The organism is Streptomyces sp. HP-A2021, from assembly GCF_022807935.1.
Lineage (GTDB): Bacteria > Actinomycetota > Actinomycetes > Streptomycetales > Streptomycetaceae > Streptomyces > Streptomyces afghaniensis.
The window spans coordinates 8,913,896-8,930,040 of sequence record NZ_CP094344.1; the positions used below are offsets into that span (position 1 = coordinate 8,913,896).

The following is a 16,145-nucleotide window of genomic DNA, read 5'->3' on the forward strand; positions in this document are numbered from 1 at the left end:
TGCGAGATGTTTTCCGTCCGGCGCCTGGCACGGCTGCGCTCCCGGCAGTGAGTACGCGTACTCAGTCACCCCCGCGCACCTACCGATTCGCACGGCCGGCCGCCATGAGAAGGTCCCTCCATGTCCACCTCAACGCCCGTCGGCCGTGGCCCACTTGCCGCTGTCGCCCTGGTTCTCGTCGCCGCGCTCTCCGCATGCGGTGACCTGCACGCCTCGGGCTCGACGGCCCGGGCCGCCACTCCCGGCGCGTCCGAGGGCGCCGCCTCGCCGTACGTGGAGCCGGGGGCCGGTGACGGGGCCCCGCACGACAACGAGAACAACGCGTACCGCCGCTCGCGCGAGATGTCCCCCGCCCACGCGAAGGACGCCGAGCGGGAGGCCGGCCGCATCAGGCCGGTGCTCGAGCGGCTGTGGGAGCAGCGGAAGTGGGACCCCGCGACGGTGCGGGCGGCCCTGCTGCGGCTCGGATACGAGGAGGAGCGCGTCACGAAGGACGGAAAGCTGCTCGGCGGGACGCTCACCGTCAGCGAGATGCCCTCGCGCTGGAAGGACGACGGTTACGTGACGCCCGAGGGGACACGGGTGGCGCTGCGCGTGCACCGCGACGCCTGCGTCACGGCGTTCCTGCAGAAGTCGAACTTCGACGTACGGACCAACGGGCCGTACCTGGAGACCGGTTGCTTCGAGCCGCCCTACGGCCACTGACCAGGGCGTCGCATCGCACCGGGTCCCGGGGCCGTCTCCTCAGGGGCGAGGAGACGGCCTCCGGCCCGCGCCGTCGTTCAGAGCACCTCGGCCCGCCCCGTCGTGTCGTCGAGGAACCCGCCCGACTGGTGCTGCCACAGCTTCGCGTAGGCGCCGTCGATCGCGAGCAACTCCTGGTGCGTGCCCTGCTCGACGATCCGTCCGCGGTCGAGGACGACGAGCTGGTCCATGGAGGCGACCGTGCTCAGCCGGTGCGCCACGACCAGCGCGGTCCGCCCGTCCATGAGCCGCCACAGCGCCTCCTGCACGAGGAGTTCGCTCTCCGAGTCCAGCGCGCTGGTCGCCTCGTCGAGCAGCAGGATCGGCGCGTCGCGCAGGATCGCCCGGGCGAGAGCGACGCGCTGGCGCTGACCGCCGGACAGCTTGATGCCGCGCTCGCCCACCATGGTGTCGAAGCCGTCCGGCAGCGCGTCGGCGAACTCCGTGACGTGGGCCGCCTCGGCCGCGCGGCGGATCTCGGCCTCGGTGGCGTCCGGCCGGGCGAACGCGATGTTGTCCCGCAGGGTGCGGTGGAACATCGCCGGGTCCTGCGGCACGTACGCGATCTGGCCGCGCAGGTCGGCCTGGCGCAGCCGGCTGATGTCCTGACCGCCGACGAGGATGCGGCCGCCGTCGATGTCCGTCATCCGCAGCAGCAGCCGGGTCAGGGAGGTCTTGCCGCCGCCCGACCGGCCGACCAGGCCGATCCTCGCCCCGCTCGGCACGTCCAGGTCGAGGCCCTCGAACAGCCGCCTGCCGCCCCGGTGCGCGAAGGTCACCTTCTCGAAGCGGATACCGGCGGACCGGGGCCGCAGCGGCTCCGGCGACGGCGGGTCGAGCACGGTGGGAGGCGTCAGGAGCAGCTCGGTGAACTGCGCGGCCTCCGTCATCGAGCTCTCCAGCCGGCGGTAGATCTGGTTGAACTCGAACATGATCCGGGTCGCGTTGCTGTAGTAGGTGAAGGCGACCACGATCGCCTCCACGCCGTTCCCGCCCCCGGCGAGCGTGACCGCGAGCAACAGCCCCATCGCGTTGGTCAGCACCGACATCGGCGCCACCAGCGTGTCGATGCGGAGGTTGCCGTAGTCCCACGACCGCAGCGTGAGCCGGCGCGAGGTGGCGACCCGGGAACGGTGCTCGGCGGCCTCGCGTTCCTCCGCGGCGAACGCCCGCACCGTGTCCATGTTCATCAGGCTGTCGGCGACGTGGCCCGACACCCGGGCGATCGCCTCCTCACGCAGGTCGACCAGCGCCTGACGGCGCCGGATGAGAGGCACGACCAGTACCCCGGTCAGCGCGATCATCACCAGCAGTCCGACCACGAGCAGGGGTTCGTAGCGCCACAGCACCACCGCCCCGAACGCCAGCGGCACGAAGCTGCCCACGATCTGGAACGTCAGCGTGTCCACGAACTGCTCGAAACGCGAGGCGAAGCTCAGGACGCGCTTGGTCAGCGAACCGGCGAAGTTGTCGTGGAAGAACGCGGCGTCCTTGGCGAACAGCTCGTCCATCCCGATCACGTACAAGTGCTCGATGCCCAGGGCGTCGAGGCGGTTGAGGCAGTGCAGGGCGACGCGCCACAGTGCCTCCGCGAACAGCAGGACCCCGGCGAAGCCGAGGACGTACGGCAGTGTCGAGTCGACCGTGACGTCCCTGTCGTCGGCGATGTCGCCGACGAGCTTGGCGACGATCAGCGGCGCGACGTAGTTGATTCCGATGTTGCCCAGCGCCATGAGCAGCATCGCGGGTGCCGTCAGCCGGCGCAGCCGGGCCAACTCCCGTCCGTAGTAACGAAGTGCGAGAAGCACCGAGCGTTTGCCCGGCTGAACCCTGCGCGTTCCAGGCGTTTCCATCCCACCCCTGTGTCGTTCTGTGGCCGCCCGCCACGCGCTGGTGCGGGCAGGGGCCATCGCCGCAACGGATGTGTGGAGATTCGGGTCGAGTCCGGAAGTGTCCCGCGATAGTGCCCGCGGCGTCCAAGTGTTTTCCGGCCCGGCGGTGGTGCGCAGGGAGCGCCAAGAGGCACGGTCGGCGGACTCGGGGCGGTACGGGGCGGTGGTGCGGGGCCGGCCGGGCGGTTCAGGACGTGAGTGCGCGGGGGTGTCGGTAAGGCCACCCCCGCATCGGGTGTCCAGGCCCAGGGACGGGCCGTGCCGGGGGCGGCAGCATGTGTGTCGTCGGCGACCGGCCGACGAGCGATCCGCCACCGGACTTCGGGGGGACCCCCCATGAACGAGACCTTCGCCAGGCGCCTGACGGGCCTCGCCGGCATCGCCGCCGCGGCCGCCCTCATCATCGAGGTACCGCTGTACTTCGTCTACTCCGGTCCGCCGCCGGACGCGAACGTCCTCAGCAGGCTGCTGCTCGCGATCTTCTCGCTGGCGTTCCTGATCGTGTTCGTGACGGCCTTCCGCGAGCTGGTCAAGCGGGTGAACCCGGCCTACGACTGGGTGGGTTCGCTGGCGTTCGCCGTCGGGCTGGTCTACGTGGCGGTCACCCTGGTCTCCAGCGGGCTGGAGGCCGGCGCGGTCATCGCCGCCGACCGTGCGATCGATCCGACCATCGCGGTCAGCGGCACCTACGTCCTGTACGGGACGATCGGCAAGGTGCTGATGGCTCTGTTCCTGACCGTGGTGGGCTTCGGCATCTCCCGCACGAACCTGCTGCCGCGCTGGACCGGCCGCTCCGCCTACGTCCTGGCCGGGGTCAATCTGGCCTTCGTGCCGTCCTTGTTCTTCGGCAACGACCCGGCGGACTTCTACGCGGCGAACGGCTGGGGCACCACCGCGTCGCTGGGCGCGATCCTCAGCTACTGGCTGCTCGCGCTGGGCATCACGACGTACCGCAGTGCCACTGCGCGGGCCGGTCTCCCCGCTCAGCCCAGGTAGACCGGCACCGTCGAGGCCAGATCGCCCAGTTCAGCCCGCTCCGCCTCGGTCGGCGCCCGCCGTCCTGTGCCCACCAGCAGCGCGTCCGCGTCGGAGAACGACGGGGGGAACGCGCTCCCGGCGATCCGCTCCAGCATCTCGCGGGACCGGGCGAGCCCCTCCGCGGGCGGCGGCGCGGCGTCCGGGAGGTGGGCGATCAGGTCGAGATGGTGCAGCGTCCACTCCATGACGTACGTGGAGAGGTAGTCGCCCACGGTGAGAACCTCGTCGCGGGTGCCGACCCGGAGACCGGGGTCGGCGAGCTCCGCCGCGCGGCCCGCGGCGGAGCCGACGTCGTCCAGGTGGAACTTGAGCAGGTGCGGTTCCCCGTACGCGGCGGCCAGCCGGACGGTCAGCGCGTCGAGCGGGTCGTCTCCGGTCGGCGGCGTGTCGGAGACCTCCCAGTAGGTCAGCGCGTCACGGGTCGGTTCCCCGTCGGCGGGGGTGGCGAGGGTGATCAGGACGTCCTGCGCGTCGATGACCAGATGGCACACCAGGTCCCGCACCAGCCAGCCGGTACAGCCGGACGGCCGGGCGAAGTCCTCGTCGGCCAGCTCGGCGACCGCCGCGCGCAACGCCGTCCAGGAGCTTGAGAAGAGATCCACACCGGCAACGTAGGCCGTGCCCCGCGGGCGGACAAGCGGATTGCGGACGGCAGGACCGCACGAGCGGCAGCGCCGTCGAGCACGACTGTTGACGCCGACCCGGCCGCCGCGCCACGGTGAGTGACGTGGCAAGCGCGGTGCATCACCGAAGCCTGACATCCGAAGGTGGTGAGCATGGCCATCATGGAGAGGCCCGAAACGCCGGCCGCGACGGCCGCGGACGTGGAGCGCCTCGTCTCGCCGGTCAACTCGCACACCGAGTGGGATCCGCTGGAGGAGATCATCGTCGGGCGTCTCGAGGGCGCGACGATCCCTTCGGACCACCCGGTGGTGAGCTGCAACGTGCCGCCCTGGGCCGGGCGGCTGCAGGGACTCGCCGCCGGCTTCCGGTACCCGCGCGTGCTCGTCGAGCAGGCGCAGCAGGAGATCGACGGGTTCGTCGCCCTGCTGGAGTCCCTCGGCGTCACGGTCAGGCGGCCGGACGTGGTCGACCACCGGCGCCGCTTCGCCACCCCCGACTGGTCCTCCCGGGGCTTCTGCAACACCTGTCCGCGGGACAGCATGCTCGTGATCGGCGACGAGATCATCGAAACTCCGATGGCCTGGCCGTGCCGGTACTTCGAGACCCACTCCTACCGCCCGCTCCTCAAGGACTACTTCCGCCGCGGCGCGCGCTGGACGGCGGCACCCAGGCCGCAGCTCACGGACGAACTGTTCGATCCGGACTTCCAGGTGCCGAAGGACGGCGAGCCCATGCGGTACATCCTCACCGAGTTCGAGCCGGTCTTCGACGCGGCGGACTTCGTCCGGGCCGGGCGGGACCTTTTCGTCACGCGCAGCAACGTCACCAACCGGATGGGCATCGACTGGCTGCGCCGCCATCTCGGGCAGGGGTACCGCATCCACGAGATCGAGAGCCGCTGCCGTACGCCCATGCACATCGACACGACCTTCGTCCTGCTCGCGCCCGGAAAGGTGCTGGTCAACCCGGAGTACGTCGACGTCGACCGGCTGCCCGGCATCCTGAGCTCCTGGGACGTCCTGGTCGCCCCCGAGCCCGACCCGATCGACGAGACGCTGCTCAAGGTCACGTCGATGTGCGGCCAGTGGCTCAGCATGAACGTGCTCATGATCGACGAACGGCGGGTGATCGCGGAGCGGCACCACACCGGCATGCTGCGCGCCCTGGAGAAGTGGGGTTTCGAGCCGATCCCGTGCGACCTGCTGCACTACGCGCCGTTCGGCGGCTCGTTCCACTGCGCGACGCTCGACGTCCGGCGCCGCGGCTCACTCGAGTCCTACTTCGACTGACCGAGGCCTCCGGGCGCCCCTCAGACTCCAGGCGCGCCCAGCCGTCCGGCCGCGAGGGCGGCGAGTTCCGTGGGCGTTCGCGGCCCCGGCTCCGTGCCCGTCAGCCACCCCTGCGCGCGGAGGAGTTCCGCCGCGGCGGCTCCCCACGGCAGCCGCAGGCCCGCCTCTTGGAGGAGGTCGGGGCGGGCCAGTGCCACGGGAGCGGGCCCGGTGCGGACTCCGGACGGGGTGAGGAGCGCCGCGTCGTCGGCCCAGCGCAGGGCGAGGTCGACGTCGTGGGTGGCCATCACCACCGTGGTGCCGGCCGCACGGAGTCCGTCGAGCGTGCTGAGGAGCCGTTCCTGGCCGTCGGGGTCGAGCCCGGCCGTCGGCTCGTCGAGGATGAGGACACGGGGGCGCATGGCGACCGCGCCCGCGATGGCGGTGCGTTTGCGCTGCCCGTAGGAGAGCAGATGGGTGGGCCGGTCGGCCAGGGCGGTGATGTCCAGGGCGGCGAGCGCCTCCGCCACCCGCGCCCGCACCTCCGTGTCGTCCAGGCCGAGGTTCAGCGGCCCGAACGACACGTCCTGCTCGACGGACGCCGCGAAGAGCTGGTCGTCCGGGTCCTGCACCACCAGCTGGACGGTCGTCCGCAGCCGGGTCAGGCCCTTGCGGTCGTACGTCACCGGCTGCCCGTCGACCGTCAGCCGGCCCTCGTGGGGCCGCAGTCCGCCGCTGAGGAGCCGCATCAGCGTGGTCTTGCCGCTGCCGTTGCGGCCGAGCAGCGCGAGCGCGCGACCCTCGCGGATCCCGAAGTCGAGGCCGCTGAGCACGGCCGGGCCGTCCTCGTAGGCGAAGGACGCGCCCCGCAGGGCGACGAGGGCGGGCTCGCTCATGTCAGCGGCCTTTCCAGTACGAAGGTGAGGACGGCCAGCGCCGCGAGGAGTACGCAACTGGCCGTCGTGAAGCGGACGGAGACACGGGCCTCGGGCACCAGGACGCGCAGGGTGCCGTCGTAGCCGCGCCCGGCGAGACCGGCCTGGAGGCGGACCGCCCGGTCGAAGGCCCGGACGAACGCGGTGGCGCCGAGACCGCCCAGGGAACGCCAGGCGGCGGCCCGCGTGGTGTGCCCGAGCCGGGCCGCCTGCGCGTCACGGACCCGGCGCACGGAGTCCAGCAGCAGGAAGCTCATCCGGTACGTCACGAGCGCCACGTCGACGACCGGCGCGGGCACCCCGGCCCGGACCAGCCGCGGCAACAGGTCGGACATGGGCGTGGTGAACGCGAACAGCAGCACCCCCAGGGATGCCGCCGAGGTGCGCAGCAGCAACTCCCCGGCCCGGACCGGCCCGTCACCGGCGAGGGAGACGAAGCCGCCCGGCCCGCCGACCTGCACGAGCAGCGTCAGCGCGCCGGTCACGCAGAAACCCAGCGGCACCCGGTAGGCCCGCCACAGCCGGCGCCAGGGCACGCCCGCCGGACCCAGCAGCACCACCAGGGCGGTCAGCAGCACCAGAGCCGCGCCCGGCCAGGGCGGCAGCGAGATCGCCAGCAGGGTCAGACCCAGCCCGAGCACGGCCTTGTCCACGGGATGGCGGCGGCGCCAGCGACTGCTGTGCGCCGCCGCGTCGATCGGCAGCACGCGGCTCAGGCCCCTTCGGCCGTGGACTCCTCGGCGGCGCCCCCGGCCGCACGGCTCTCGGAGTCCCGCTCCCGCGCCCGCTGCTCACCCTGCCGCCTGCCCCGGCGCAGGCCGAAGTAGTAGGCGAGGACACCGGAGCCGAGGGCCGCCTGGAGGGAGAACAGCGCCGACTCGATCTCACCGGACGGCGGTTCGTACAGGGGTGAGAACCAGGGCTTGTAGTCCGGCTCGATCTCGGTGATCGCCGTCTCCGCCTCGCCGTCGGCGCCCGTGAACGGCTCCTTCTTGTGGTCGCCGAGGCCGAGCGCGAGCGGCAGCACGGCGAGCGCGGCCACGGCGAGCAGCAGCAGAAGGTTGATCTTCGTGTTCCTGCTCATCGGGCCACCGCCTCGGTCTCGCTCCGGGACTCCTTCTCGGCCAGGAACACACCCAGCCGGGTCAGTTCGCCCTTGCTGGACTGCACCAGCAGCCGCATCACGAGCACCGTCAGCAGTCCCTCGCTCACCGCGAGCGGGATCTGGGTGACGGCGAAGATGGAGCCGAACTTGCCGAGCGCGCCCAGGAACCCGCTGCCCGGGTCGGGGAACGCGAGCGCCAGCTGCACGCTGGTGACGCAGTAGGTGGACAGGTCGGCGACGAACGCGGCGCAGAACACGGCGACCATCAGCGGCACGCCGTAGCGGCGCAGCAGTCGGTACACCGCGTAACCGGCCCAGGGCCCGACGATCGCCATGGAGAAGATGTTGGCGCCGAGCGTCGTCAGACCGCCGTGCGCGAGCAGCAGCGCCTGGAAGAGCAGGGTGATGGTGCCCAGCACCGCCATGACGGGCGGCCGGAACAGGATGGCGCCCAGGCCCGTGCCGGTGGGGTGGGAGCAGCTGCCGGTGACGGACGGCAGTTTCAGGGCGGACAGGACGAACGTGAAGGCGCCTGAGGCGCCGAGGAGCAGGGTGCTCTCGGGGTGCTCGCGCACCTCACGGGTGAGCGACCGGACCCCGTGGAGGACGAACGGCGCAGACGCGACGCCCCAGGCGACCGCGTGCGCCGGAGGCAGGAAACCCTCGGCAATGTGCATGGCTCAGCAGACCCTCTCCAGCACCTCGTGGATGGTTGACGCGCCTTGGCCGGTCTCCTGGCTCACGGGTCCCACCGCCCGTACTCCGCCTTCCCGGGTCCGTGAGGACCCAGTGGCTGCCCGCTAGGGCTGGAGCCGGACTTCCCGATCACAGTGGCGAGGGCCGCACCGGCATCACACCGGATTTCCCGTTCACCAAGGCGTGGTGACAGTAATGCCGAGATAAGGGCCATGACAAGCCAGCCGAGGGGGCGCGCGGAGGGGCGCGTGAGGGGGCGACCGCTCACACACCGGCGCAGGACGGCTCAGTCGTCACCCTCGTCGTCCTCGTCCTCCCCGTTCCCCCAGGACCGCGGAGCCTGCTCCTGCTTGGGCTTGTCCGTCTTCTCCGGCGGGCTGCTGTTCGTCTCCTGCGCCGGGCTCTCGGAGGCGGTCGTCGCTTCGGCCGGGGTCGGGGAATCGGGTGCCGTGGCGGAGGGGGTGACATCGGCCACTGCGCCGGCGGTCGGAGTCGTGGCGGCCGCCGGGGCGGAGGCCAGGGGGTCGGCGGAGGCGGCGGAGCCGCCGGGCGAGGGGGCGGCCGGGCTGCTCGCGGACGGGGACGCGTCGGGTTCTGTGCCCTCCGTCGCGGTGTTGTCGGGCGAGAACCACAGCATGCCGGCGAGCATCGCGGCGAGGAAGACGGCCGCCGCGGCCACCACCGCTGCCGTTCTCCGGTGGTCGCCGAGACCGCCTCGGGGCGCGGCGCGACGGGAACGCCCGCCGCGGGCGGTACGAGACCCCGTGGGCAGCGCGTACGTGGCCGGGGCGCCGGTGTCGGCTGCCGCGTACGGTCTCGGCCCGGCGGACGGCACCGGGGACGCAGCCTCCGGCAGCGGCTCGGGCAGCCCTCGCCAGGCGCCGCCGGCGAACCACTCGGCCGCCTGCTGCGCCGTGGGCCGGTCCTCGGGCTGCTTGGCGAGCAGGGCGAGGAGGTAGCTCTCGAAGGCGGGCGGCAGACCGGCGACACCGAGTTCCCGGGGAGGTACGGGGGCGTTGTCGAGATGCTGGTGGAGGAGCGCGACGGCGGTGTCGGCCTGGAACGGGGGGCGGCCGCTCAGGAGCTGGTAGAGCACGCACCCCAGGGAGTACATGTCGGAGGCGGGACCGGCGGGCCGGCCCAGGGCCCGTTCGGGCGCGAGGTAGAGGCCGGTGCCGACGATCTGGCCGGTGGCGGTGAGCGCGGCGCCCGGGTCGTCGAGGAAGCGCGCGATGCCGAAGTCGCCGATCTTCAGTGTGCCGCCCGCGTCCAGCAGGAGGTTGGCGGGTTTGACGTCCCGGTGCACGATGCCCTGCTGGTGCGCGGCGGCGAGTCCCGCGGCGGCCTGCGCGGCGAGTTGCGCCACGCGCTCAGCGGGGAGCGCGCCGGAGACGGACAGCACCCGGGCGAGGCTGTCGCCCTCGACCAGCTCCATCACCAGGTACAGCCGGTTGTCGTACTCGCCGAAGTCCAGCACCCCTACCAGGTTGGGGTGGTTGAGACGCCCGGCCGTCTGGGCCTCCAGGCGGAACCGGGAGGCCGCCGTGGCGTCGGTGTCCTGGGGCAGCAGCAGCTTGACGGCCACCGCTCTGGCGAGTGTCTCGTCGTACGCACGCCAGACCTCTCCCATTCCGCCGCGCCCGATCTCAACGTCCAGCCGGTAGCGGCCCGCTAGCAGCACTCGTCCTCGTCCTATGCTCGTGGGAAGGTCCTCGCCGCAGGCCGCAACTCCCCGCGTCGGAGCGGGGGTTGGTGGGGGGTGCCGCAGCCGACCCAGGATACTGGCGCCGCGTGACCACAGTTCCCCGGTGCGGTGTCGTGGGACGGTACGGTCCCGGAAATCGGGGAGCGGAGGACCGTCCCGCCGGGGTGAAGCTGCGGCGCGCGGGGTTGCCACGGCTGTGGCTGCCACGCCTTTCCCCGCTGCCGGCGGGCGCCGGATCGGGCCGCCGCGCGCCTGCCTCCCGCGTCTGCGCGGTCGTCGGGCGCGTGCCGTCGGGCCGTCGCGTGCTCCGCCCCTCTGGGCCTGGGTCAGGTTGCCGCGCCCCCGCCTGCTGCGCCTGGCCTGTGGTCGGGCTGCCGCGTGCCCGGCCCCCGCGTCTCCGCCTGCTGTCGGGTCTCCGCGTGCCCGCCTCCCGCGTCTGCGCGTGCCGTCAGGCCGTCGCGCCCGCCCCCTGCGCCCGTTCCTCCCGGCGCGGCAGCAGTGCCACCGCCAGGGCGGGTACGGCCGCGAGCACCAGCCAGGGCACGGCGGCCGGGAGGCCCGTGTCGAGCAGGGAGCCGGTGGCCGCGCTGCCGGCGAGGACGATCAGGCCCGAGACCGACGACAGCGCACCCATGTAGAGGCCGATCCGGCCCTCCTCGGCGAGGTCGGGCACCCAGGCTCGGGCGGCGGGCACGACCAGCATCTGCCCCACGGTGAGCAGTACGACGAAGCCCGCGGCCGGCAGCAGCCCGGCGGTACCGGTCCAGCCGGCGGGGCGCGCCGCGGCGACCACCGCGAAGCCGGACGCGATCAGCAGCAGCCCGGCGGTCATGGAGCGGCGCAGGCCGAGCCGGTCGCCCGCCCAGCGGGTCACCGGCAGCTGTGCGCACACCACCAGCACCGAGGACAGGGCGAACAGCCAGGACAGCGGCGCCTGGGAGCCCGCCGCGCGCTGCACCTCGTCCGGCAGGGCCAGATACAGCTGGTTGTAGGCGAGAAGGTACGTGCCGTACGCGCAGCACAGGGCCAGGAAGCGGCGGTTGCGCAGCAGCAGGCGCGCCCCGCCCCCCTCCCGGACGCGTACCCTGCCGGGGATGTGCTGCGGCATCAGCCACACGTGCCCGGCGAGGACGAGCACGAACACCGCGGCACCCGCGAGGCACGCGGTGCGGAAGTCGACGGCGAGCAGCAGCGCGCCGAGCAGCGGTCCGACGAAGGCCCCGGCCTGGCCTGCCACGCTGAACAGGCCCAGGAGACGGGTGCGTGAGCCGTGGCCTTCCTCCTCCCAGACCACCGCCTGGCGGGCCACCTCGGACTCCACGGCGGGGGAGAACAGCGCCGCGGCGAAGCCGATCACCAGCACGGCGCCGATCACCGTCCAGCTCGCCTCCGCGTACCCGAGCCACGCGAACCCGGCGATCCGCAGTACGCAGCCGGCCAGCACGACCGGGCGTACGCCGTAGCGGTCGACGAGCGAGCCGCCGACCACGAACAGGCCCTGCTGGCTGAAAGTGCGCAGGCCGAGGACGAAGCCGACCAGCCAGCCCGCCATGCCGATCGCGGTGCCGAGGTGCTCGGCGAGGAACGGCAGCACGGCGTAGAAGCCGATGTTGAAGGCGAGCTGGGTCACGATCAGCAGCCGCAGCAGCGGGGACAGGTCCTGCCAGAGTCTCCAGGTGCTCTCGCGCGCGGCCTTGGGCGTCGCGCCGCCGGGTGTCTCGTCGCCGGACGTCGGGGCGGCCCGGCGGGCCAGGACGCGGGATATGAGGCCTGTCATCGTTCTTCTCTCGGTGAGAGGGGAGCGGGGGTCAGGAGGGTGTCGCCGTGGTTCGGCCGCTGCCGCGGTGCGGGCACGACCCGGTCGCCGGACGGCCTCGCAGGGCGGTCGGCCCGCCCACGCCGCCGGGGCAGTCGTACGCCGCCGGCGGCCGTCACGGCGAGCGCACCCAGCAGGGCGAGTACGGCGGCCGGGAAGAGGACGGCCCACGGGGCGCGTTCGGCGTACGGCTGGTTCTCGGCGAGCAGCAGGCCCCATTCGGGGGACGGCGGCTGCGCGCCCAGGCCGAGGAAGCCGAGCGCGGCGAGGCTCAGTGCGACGCCGGGCAGCCGGAGCAGGGCATGCCGGGCCACCGGCGGCAGTACGGCGGGCAGCAGTTCGTGCCGGAGCAGGTACCAACGCCCGGCGCCCAGCGCACGGGTGGCAGCCAGGTGGGTGGTCGCCCGCTCCTGACGCAGCAGGGAGGACGTGTGGGCGGCCAGTGGGGACCAGGCCACGACGCCGACGGCCAGGGCGGGCGCCCAGGGGCCGCTGCCCGTGACGCCGGCGACGAGGAGCCCGGCCAGGACGGGCGGTACGGCACTGACGGTGTCGGCCAGCGGCCCGGACAGCCGCGGCAGCAGCCCCAGCAGCAACCCGGCCACGAGGGCGGCGGCACTCACCGCGAGCGCCGTGCCGAGGGTGTTCAGCGCTCCGTCGGCGACGCGGGCGAGGACGTCCCGGCCCAGCGCGTCCGTCCCGAACGGGTGTGCGGGAGAGGGGGGTTGCAGCCGGGCGAGGGTGTCCAGGGCGAGCGCGTCGCGCGGCAGGCCGAGGCCGATGACCGCGGCGAGCAGTGCCCCGTACAACAGGGGCAGGGCGCGGGGCGCGGGCGGGGCCGGCCGGTGCAGGGAGGACAGGGCGCTGTCGCGCAGCGCGGGCCCGATCAGCAGCCGGGCCGTGACCCGGGCGATGACGCCGGCGGTGGCCGCGAGTAGGACGAGGGCGAGCGTGCCGGTCTGCAGGACGGGCAGGTCCTGGGCGAGCGCGGCCTGCAGGGTGAGCCGGCCCAGGCCGGGGATGTCGAAGATCTGCTCGACGGCGACCGAGCCGCCGGTCAGACCGACCACGAACAGGCCCAGGTTGGGCAGCAGCCCGGGCACACAGCGGCGCACCGCCCGCCGCGCCAGGGACTTCGGCGGGACACCGCGGGCCGCGGCGGCCAGCGCCCAGGGTTCGGCGAACGCGCCGGGCAGCAGGTCGTCCAGCATCCGCCCGAGGACCGCGCCGGCCGGCAGGCCGAGGGCCAGCGAGGGCAGCACCATCCACTGCGGCCCGTACCAGCCCAGGGCCGGCAGCCAGCCCAGCTGCACGCCGAGCACCGAGGCGAGCACCGAGGCGACGAGGAACTCGGGCAGCGCGGCCAGCACCGCGGTCGCCGTGCCGCCGGCCCCGCGCGTGCCGAGCCGGCCCCGCGAGCCGAGCCGGAGTGTACGGGCGCACACGGCCGTCACCGTGACCGCGGCGACGACGAGGGCGCCGGACATCAGGAGCAACGACACGCCGAGCGCCTGCGCGACGGAGGGCAGCACCTGGGCGCCGGAGACCCACGACGTGCCCGCGTCCCCGTGCAGCAGCCCGCCCAGCCAGCGGCCGAGCAGCACCAACGGGCCGTCGTCGAGCCCGAGTTCGTCGCGGATGGCGCGCAGCGTCCCGGGGGCCGGGTCGCGGTCGGCCGAGCGGGCCTTCAGCACGGTCAGCGCCGGGTCGGTGCGCGACAGCCACGGCAGCAGGCCGATCGCGCCCACCAGGCCGGCCGTGAGCACGACCCGCCACAGCAGCGTCGGGCCGCCGCCGCGCACGACAACGCGCAGGGCGGCCAGGCTCTTGGTCAGGGGTGACATCGAGGGGTTCACCGTCGTCCCCGCGCCGCTCAGGCGAAGGGGATCTCGAAGTGCACCACGCCGCTGCCCCCGCCGGGCACGTCCTCCCGCTCGTCGCACACCACCTTGCCCAGCGTCCGCCACAGGCCCATCGCACCGGGCGAGTGCGGATACGTGTGCAGATACACCGACCGGTAACCACCGTCGGCCCGCGCGAAGTCCAGCAGGCCCTCCACCAGCCGCCGGGCCAGACCCCGCCGCCGGTACTCGGGGCGCACGTACACCCGCCGGAGCTGTGCGGTCTCGCCCGAGGGGAACCGCTCGGCCAGCCAGCGCGGGTTCGGCGGATGCGCCGGGCCGCGCGCGTCCAGGGCCGCCGTGGCCGCCACCGTCCCGTCCCGCTCGTCCACGGCGACCAGGAGCGTGTGCCGCGGCGGTACGACGTAGAAGGACGAGGGGTCGATGATGTCGGTGTGCCACCCTGGCACGTATCCCGTCCCGAAGTCGCGGTACACCGCGTCGAGCATCACCACCCGGGCCCCGTCGAGGTCCTCCGCCGCGGCTTGCCTGATGGTGATGTCGTGCATTTGCACATCATATGCAAGAAGCTGCTCCGGCTCGCCAGGGGGTGTCCACCGGGCTCAGCTCCCGGACGGGGTGAGCACCACGAAGTCCGCGTTCGCCGGGTCGACGCAGACGGCCAGCCGGCCGACGCCCTCCGCGTCCTCGGGCCCCATCTGCACGCTGCCGCCGTTCTCGGTGGCCTTGGCCACCGCGGCGTCGCAGTCCTCCACGGCGAAGACCGGGTGCCAGTACGGCCGGCCGTTCGTCAGCGACAGGTTCTCCTTGCCCATCTCCATGAGGCCGCCGTGCATGCGCTCCTCGGGCAGTCCCGCGGGGGTGATGAGCGTGTACGTACCCCCGCCTCCCGGCAGCTCCATGTCGCTGAACTGCCAGCCGAACAGGCCGCCGTAGAACTCCTTCGCGGCCGCCGCGTCGCTCGTCATCAGCTCGGTCCACGACAGCGAGCCCGGCTGGTCGACCAGGTCGACGCCCTTGGTCGTCCCCGGCTGCCAGACGGCGAACTGGCCGCCCAGCGGGTCGCTGTACTGCGCCATCCGGCCCCAGTCGTCGAGGTCCATCGGCGCCACCCGGACGGTGCCGCCCGCCTGCTGGACGGCCTCGGTGGTGGCGTCCGCGTCGGGGACGCTGAAGTAGAGCATCCAGGCCGAGCGCGCTCCCTCCTCCGTGAGCTTGCCGAGGCCGGCGACGATCTTGCCGTCCTTCCGGAACATGCCGCCTTCGAAGTCCTCGCTCCCGCCCATGGACTCGTAGTCCCACCCGAGCACGGCGCCGTAGAAGGCCGCGGCGGCCCGCACGTCCGGAGTGCCGAGGTCGAGCCAGCAGGGGGAACCGGGGGCGAACTCCGTGGTGATCATGGCGATGCATCCCTTCCGCAGATTCGGTGTCCCCAGCGTGGCACCGGGCACTGACAACCGCCCGTCGGCCGGACCCCGGTCGGCGGATCCCCGGCCGTCCGCCCCTGGTGGGTGGTACGGCCGTGGAATCATCGGGGGCATCGCCCGGTCGGGTGATCGCGGAATCCTGTGCGGTGAGGTGGTGGGCGGCGTGGTGACCGGCTGGGAGTGGGACGACACGTTGTTCTCGGGGACCGCCGCCTACTACGAGCGGGGGCGGCTGCCGTACGCCGCGGGGCTGGCGGACGCGCTCGCCGAGGCGCTGCGGCCCGACGGGGAGGGGCGCCTCGTCGACGTCGGCTGCGGGCCCGGGACCATCGCCCTGAGCCTCGCGCATCTGTTCGGCGAGGTCGTCGGCGTGGACCCCGACCGCGGGATGATCGCCGAAGCCGGACGCCGGGCCGCGGACCGGGGAGTGGGGGAGAAGACCCGTTGGGTGCGGGCCCGCGCCGAGGACCTCCCGGCGGGGCTCGGCACGTTCGCCGTCGCCGCCTTCGCGCAGTCCTTCCACTGGATGGACCGCGACCTCGTCGCGGCGACCGTGAGGGACATGCTCCAGCCGGGCGGGGCCCTGGTGCACATCTCGGACCTGAAGACGGAACACCTCCCCCTGGACGGCCTGCCGCACCCGGCGGTCCCCTACGCGGCCGTGGACGACCTGGTCAAGCGGTACCTGGGTCCCGTGCGGCGAGCGGGCCGCGGAGTCCTGGCGCAGGGCACACCGGGCGGCGAGGCCGAGGTGTTCGCCCGGGCGGGATTCTCCGGTCCCCGGCGTCTGGTCGTACCCGGCGGGCAGGTGCTGGAGCGGACCTTCGACGATGTCGTCGCCTGGGTGTTCTCGATGTCGTTCTCGGCGCCGCATCTGTTCGAAGGGCGCCGGGACGACTTCGAAGGGGACCTGCGCCGGCTGCTGCGGCAGGCCTCTCCGGCGGGGCGGTTCTCCGAACGCGGCCCGAGCACGGAGGTCTTCGTATGGAGGAAGGACTCCTGCGGGCACTGACCGCCACCGCGCCGGGACGGC

The 16,145-nt window shown here is 73.3% G+C and carries 15 protein-coding genes and 1 riboswitch; of the genes, 4 read left to right on the forward strand and 11 right to left on the reverse strand.

The window, feature by feature from the left end; translation table 11 throughout:
• Nucleotides 1-120 precede the first annotated feature (120 nt).
• A complete protein-coding gene (locus MQE23_RS40100) occupies nt 121-705 on the forward strand; it encodes a hypothetical protein (RefSeq protein ID WP_020277144.1) in 585 nt (194 codons plus the stop codon).
• A gap of 77 nt (nt 706-782) precedes the next feature.
• On the opposite strand, the gene MQE23_RS40105 is transcribed toward MQE23_RS40100, so the two are convergent.
• Nucleotides 783-2,597: an ABC transporter ATP-binding protein gene (locus MQE23_RS40105; protein ID WP_082320083.1), complete on the reverse strand. Its 1,815-nt coding sequence runs from the start codon at nt 2,595-2,597 to the stop codon at nt 783-785.
• A 375-nt stretch (nt 2,598-2,972) separates the two neighbouring features.
• Between MQE23_RS40105 and MQE23_RS40110 the strand changes: the two genes are divergently transcribed.
• Nucleotides 2,973-3,632: a hypothetical protein gene (locus tag MQE23_RS40110; protein WP_020277147.1), complete on the forward strand. Its 660-nt coding sequence runs from the start codon at nt 2,973-2,975 to the stop codon at nt 3,630-3,632.
• On the opposite strand, the gene MQE23_RS40115 is transcribed toward MQE23_RS40110, so the two are convergent.
• On the reverse strand, nt 3,620-4,276 hold the full coding sequence (locus MQE23_RS40115; RefSeq protein WP_020277148.1) for a maleylpyruvate isomerase N-terminal domain-containing protein: 657 nt from the start codon (nt 4,274-4,276) through the stop codon (nt 3,620-3,622). The two genes, MQE23_RS40110 and MQE23_RS40115, sit on opposite strands and share 13 nt — an antisense overlap.
• Before the next feature lie 183 nt (nt 4,277-4,459).
• Between MQE23_RS40115 and MQE23_RS40120 the strand changes: the two genes are divergently transcribed.
• A complete protein-coding gene (locus MQE23_RS40120; protein WP_128092706.1) occupies nt 4,460-5,587 on the forward strand; it encodes an amidinotransferase in 1,128 nt (375 codons plus the stop codon).
• Between the two features lie 20 nt (nt 5,588-5,607).
• On the opposite strand, the gene MQE23_RS40125 is transcribed toward MQE23_RS40120, so the two are convergent.
• The 9 genes from MQE23_RS40125 to MQE23_RS40165 form a co-directional block, all read right to left on the reverse strand.
• On the reverse strand, nt 5,608-6,462 hold the full coding sequence (locus MQE23_RS40125; RefSeq protein WP_020277150.1) for an ATP-binding cassette domain-containing protein: 855 nt from the start codon (nt 6,460-6,462) through the stop codon (nt 5,608-5,610).
• Complete coding sequence (gene cbiQ, locus MQE23_RS40130; RefSeq protein WP_020277151.1) at nt 6,459-7,208, reverse strand: cobalt ECF transporter T component CbiQ; 750 nt, start codon at nt 7,206-7,208, stop codon at nt 6,459-6,461. The genes MQE23_RS40125 and cbiQ overlap by 4 nt, the downstream gene beginning before the upstream one ends.
• Nucleotides 7,209-7,213: 5 nt before the next feature.
• Nucleotides 7,214-7,585 (reverse strand): energy-coupling factor ABC transporter substrate-binding protein, encoded by a 372-nt coding sequence (locus MQE23_RS40135; protein ID WP_020277152.1) that lies wholly within the window; start codon nt 7,583-7,585, stop codon nt 7,214-7,216.
• The gene (locus MQE23_RS40140) at nt 7,582-8,283 is read right to left on the reverse strand and encodes an energy-coupling factor ABC transporter permease (RefSeq protein WP_020277153.1); all 702 of its coding nucleotides are present in this window, start codon (nt 8,281-8,283) and stop codon (nt 7,582-7,584) included. Before MQE23_RS40140 ends, MQE23_RS40135 begins: the two co-directional genes overlap by 4 nt.
• Before the next feature lie 29 nt (nt 8,284-8,312).
• Nucleotides 8,313-8,520, reverse strand: a riboswitch (cobalamin riboswitch).
• 68 nt (nt 8,521-8,588) lie between these two features.
• A complete protein-coding gene (locus tag MQE23_RS40145; RefSeq protein WP_037673778.1) occupies nt 8,589-9,983 on the reverse strand; it encodes a serine/threonine-protein kinase in 1,395 nt (464 codons plus the stop codon).
• Between the two features lie 472 nt (nt 9,984-10,455).
• Nucleotides 10,456-11,784 (reverse strand): MFS transporter, encoded by a 1,329-nt coding sequence (locus MQE23_RS40150; RefSeq protein WP_243381728.1) that lies wholly within the window; start codon nt 11,782-11,784, stop codon nt 10,456-10,458.
• Nucleotides 11,781-13,667 (reverse strand): ABC transporter permease subunit, encoded by a 1,887-nt coding sequence (locus MQE23_RS40155; RefSeq protein ID WP_051185751.1) that lies wholly within the window; start codon nt 13,665-13,667, stop codon nt 11,781-11,783. The genes MQE23_RS40150 and MQE23_RS40155 overlap by 4 nt, the downstream gene beginning before the upstream one ends.
• A gap of 29 nt (nt 13,668-13,696) precedes the next feature.
• Nucleotides 13,697-14,233, reverse strand: coding sequence for a GNAT family N-acetyltransferase (locus MQE23_RS40160; RefSeq protein WP_020277158.1), 537 nt, complete (start codon nt 14,231-14,233; stop codon nt 13,697-13,699).
• 54 nt (nt 14,234-14,287) lie between these two features.
• Nucleotides 14,288-15,085, reverse strand: a complete 798-nt coding sequence (locus MQE23_RS40165; protein WP_037673805.1) for a VOC family protein — start codon at nt 15,083-15,085, stop codon at nt 14,288-14,290.
• Nucleotides 15,086-15,275: 190 nt separating this feature from the next.
• Here MQE23_RS40165 and MQE23_RS40170 point away from each other — a divergent pair, with 190 nt between their 5' ends.
• On the forward strand, nt 15,276-16,124 hold the full coding sequence (locus MQE23_RS40170; RefSeq protein ID WP_243382912.1) for a class I SAM-dependent methyltransferase: 849 nt from the start codon (nt 15,276-15,278) through the stop codon (nt 16,122-16,124).
• The last annotated feature ends 21 nt before the right edge of the window (nt 16,125-16,145 follow it).

Bases quoted from the DNA above. Each gene is read 5' to 3' on its own strand.
- MQE23_RS40100 (WP_020277144.1), top strand. From the start codon at position 121: ATGTCCACCTCAACGCCCGTCGGCCGTGGCCCACTTGCCGCTGTCGCC.
- MQE23_RS40105 (WP_082320083.1), bottom strand. From the start codon at position 2,597: ATGGAAACGCCTGGAACGCGCAGGGTTCAGCCGGGCAAACGCTCGGTG.
- MQE23_RS40110 (WP_020277147.1), top strand. From the start codon at position 2,973: ATGAACGAGACCTTCGCCAGGCGCCTGACGGGCCTCGCCGGCATCGCC.
- MQE23_RS40120 (WP_128092706.1), top strand. From the start codon at position 4,460: ATGGAGAGGCCCGAAACGCCGGCCGCGACGGCCGCGGACGTGGAGCGC.
- MQE23_RS40125 (WP_020277150.1), bottom strand. From the start codon at position 6,462: ATGAGCGAGCCCGCCCTCGTCGCCCTGCGGGGCGCGTCCTTCGCCTAC.
- MQE23_RS40135 (WP_020277152.1), bottom strand. From the start codon at position 7,585: ATGAGCAGGAACACGAAGATCAACCTTCTGCTGCTGCTCGCCGTGGCC.
- MQE23_RS40140 (WP_020277153.1), bottom strand. From the start codon at position 8,283: ATGCACATTGCCGAGGGTTTCCTGCCTCCGGCGCACGCGGTCGCCTGG.
- MQE23_RS40150 (WP_243381728.1), bottom strand. From the start codon at position 11,784: ATGACAGGCCTCATATCCCGCGTCCTGGCCCGCCGGGCCGCCCCGACG.
- MQE23_RS40155 (WP_051185751.1), bottom strand. From the start codon at position 13,667: ATGTCACCCCTGACCAAGAGCCTGGCCGCCCTGCGCGTTGTCGTGCGC.
- MQE23_RS40160 (WP_020277158.1), bottom strand. From the start codon at position 14,233: ATGCACGACATCACCATCAGGCAAGCCGCGGCGGAGGACCTCGACGGG.
- MQE23_RS40165 (WP_037673805.1), bottom strand. From the start codon at position 15,085: ATGATCACCACGGAGTTCGCCCCCGGTTCCCCCTGCTGGCTCGACCTC.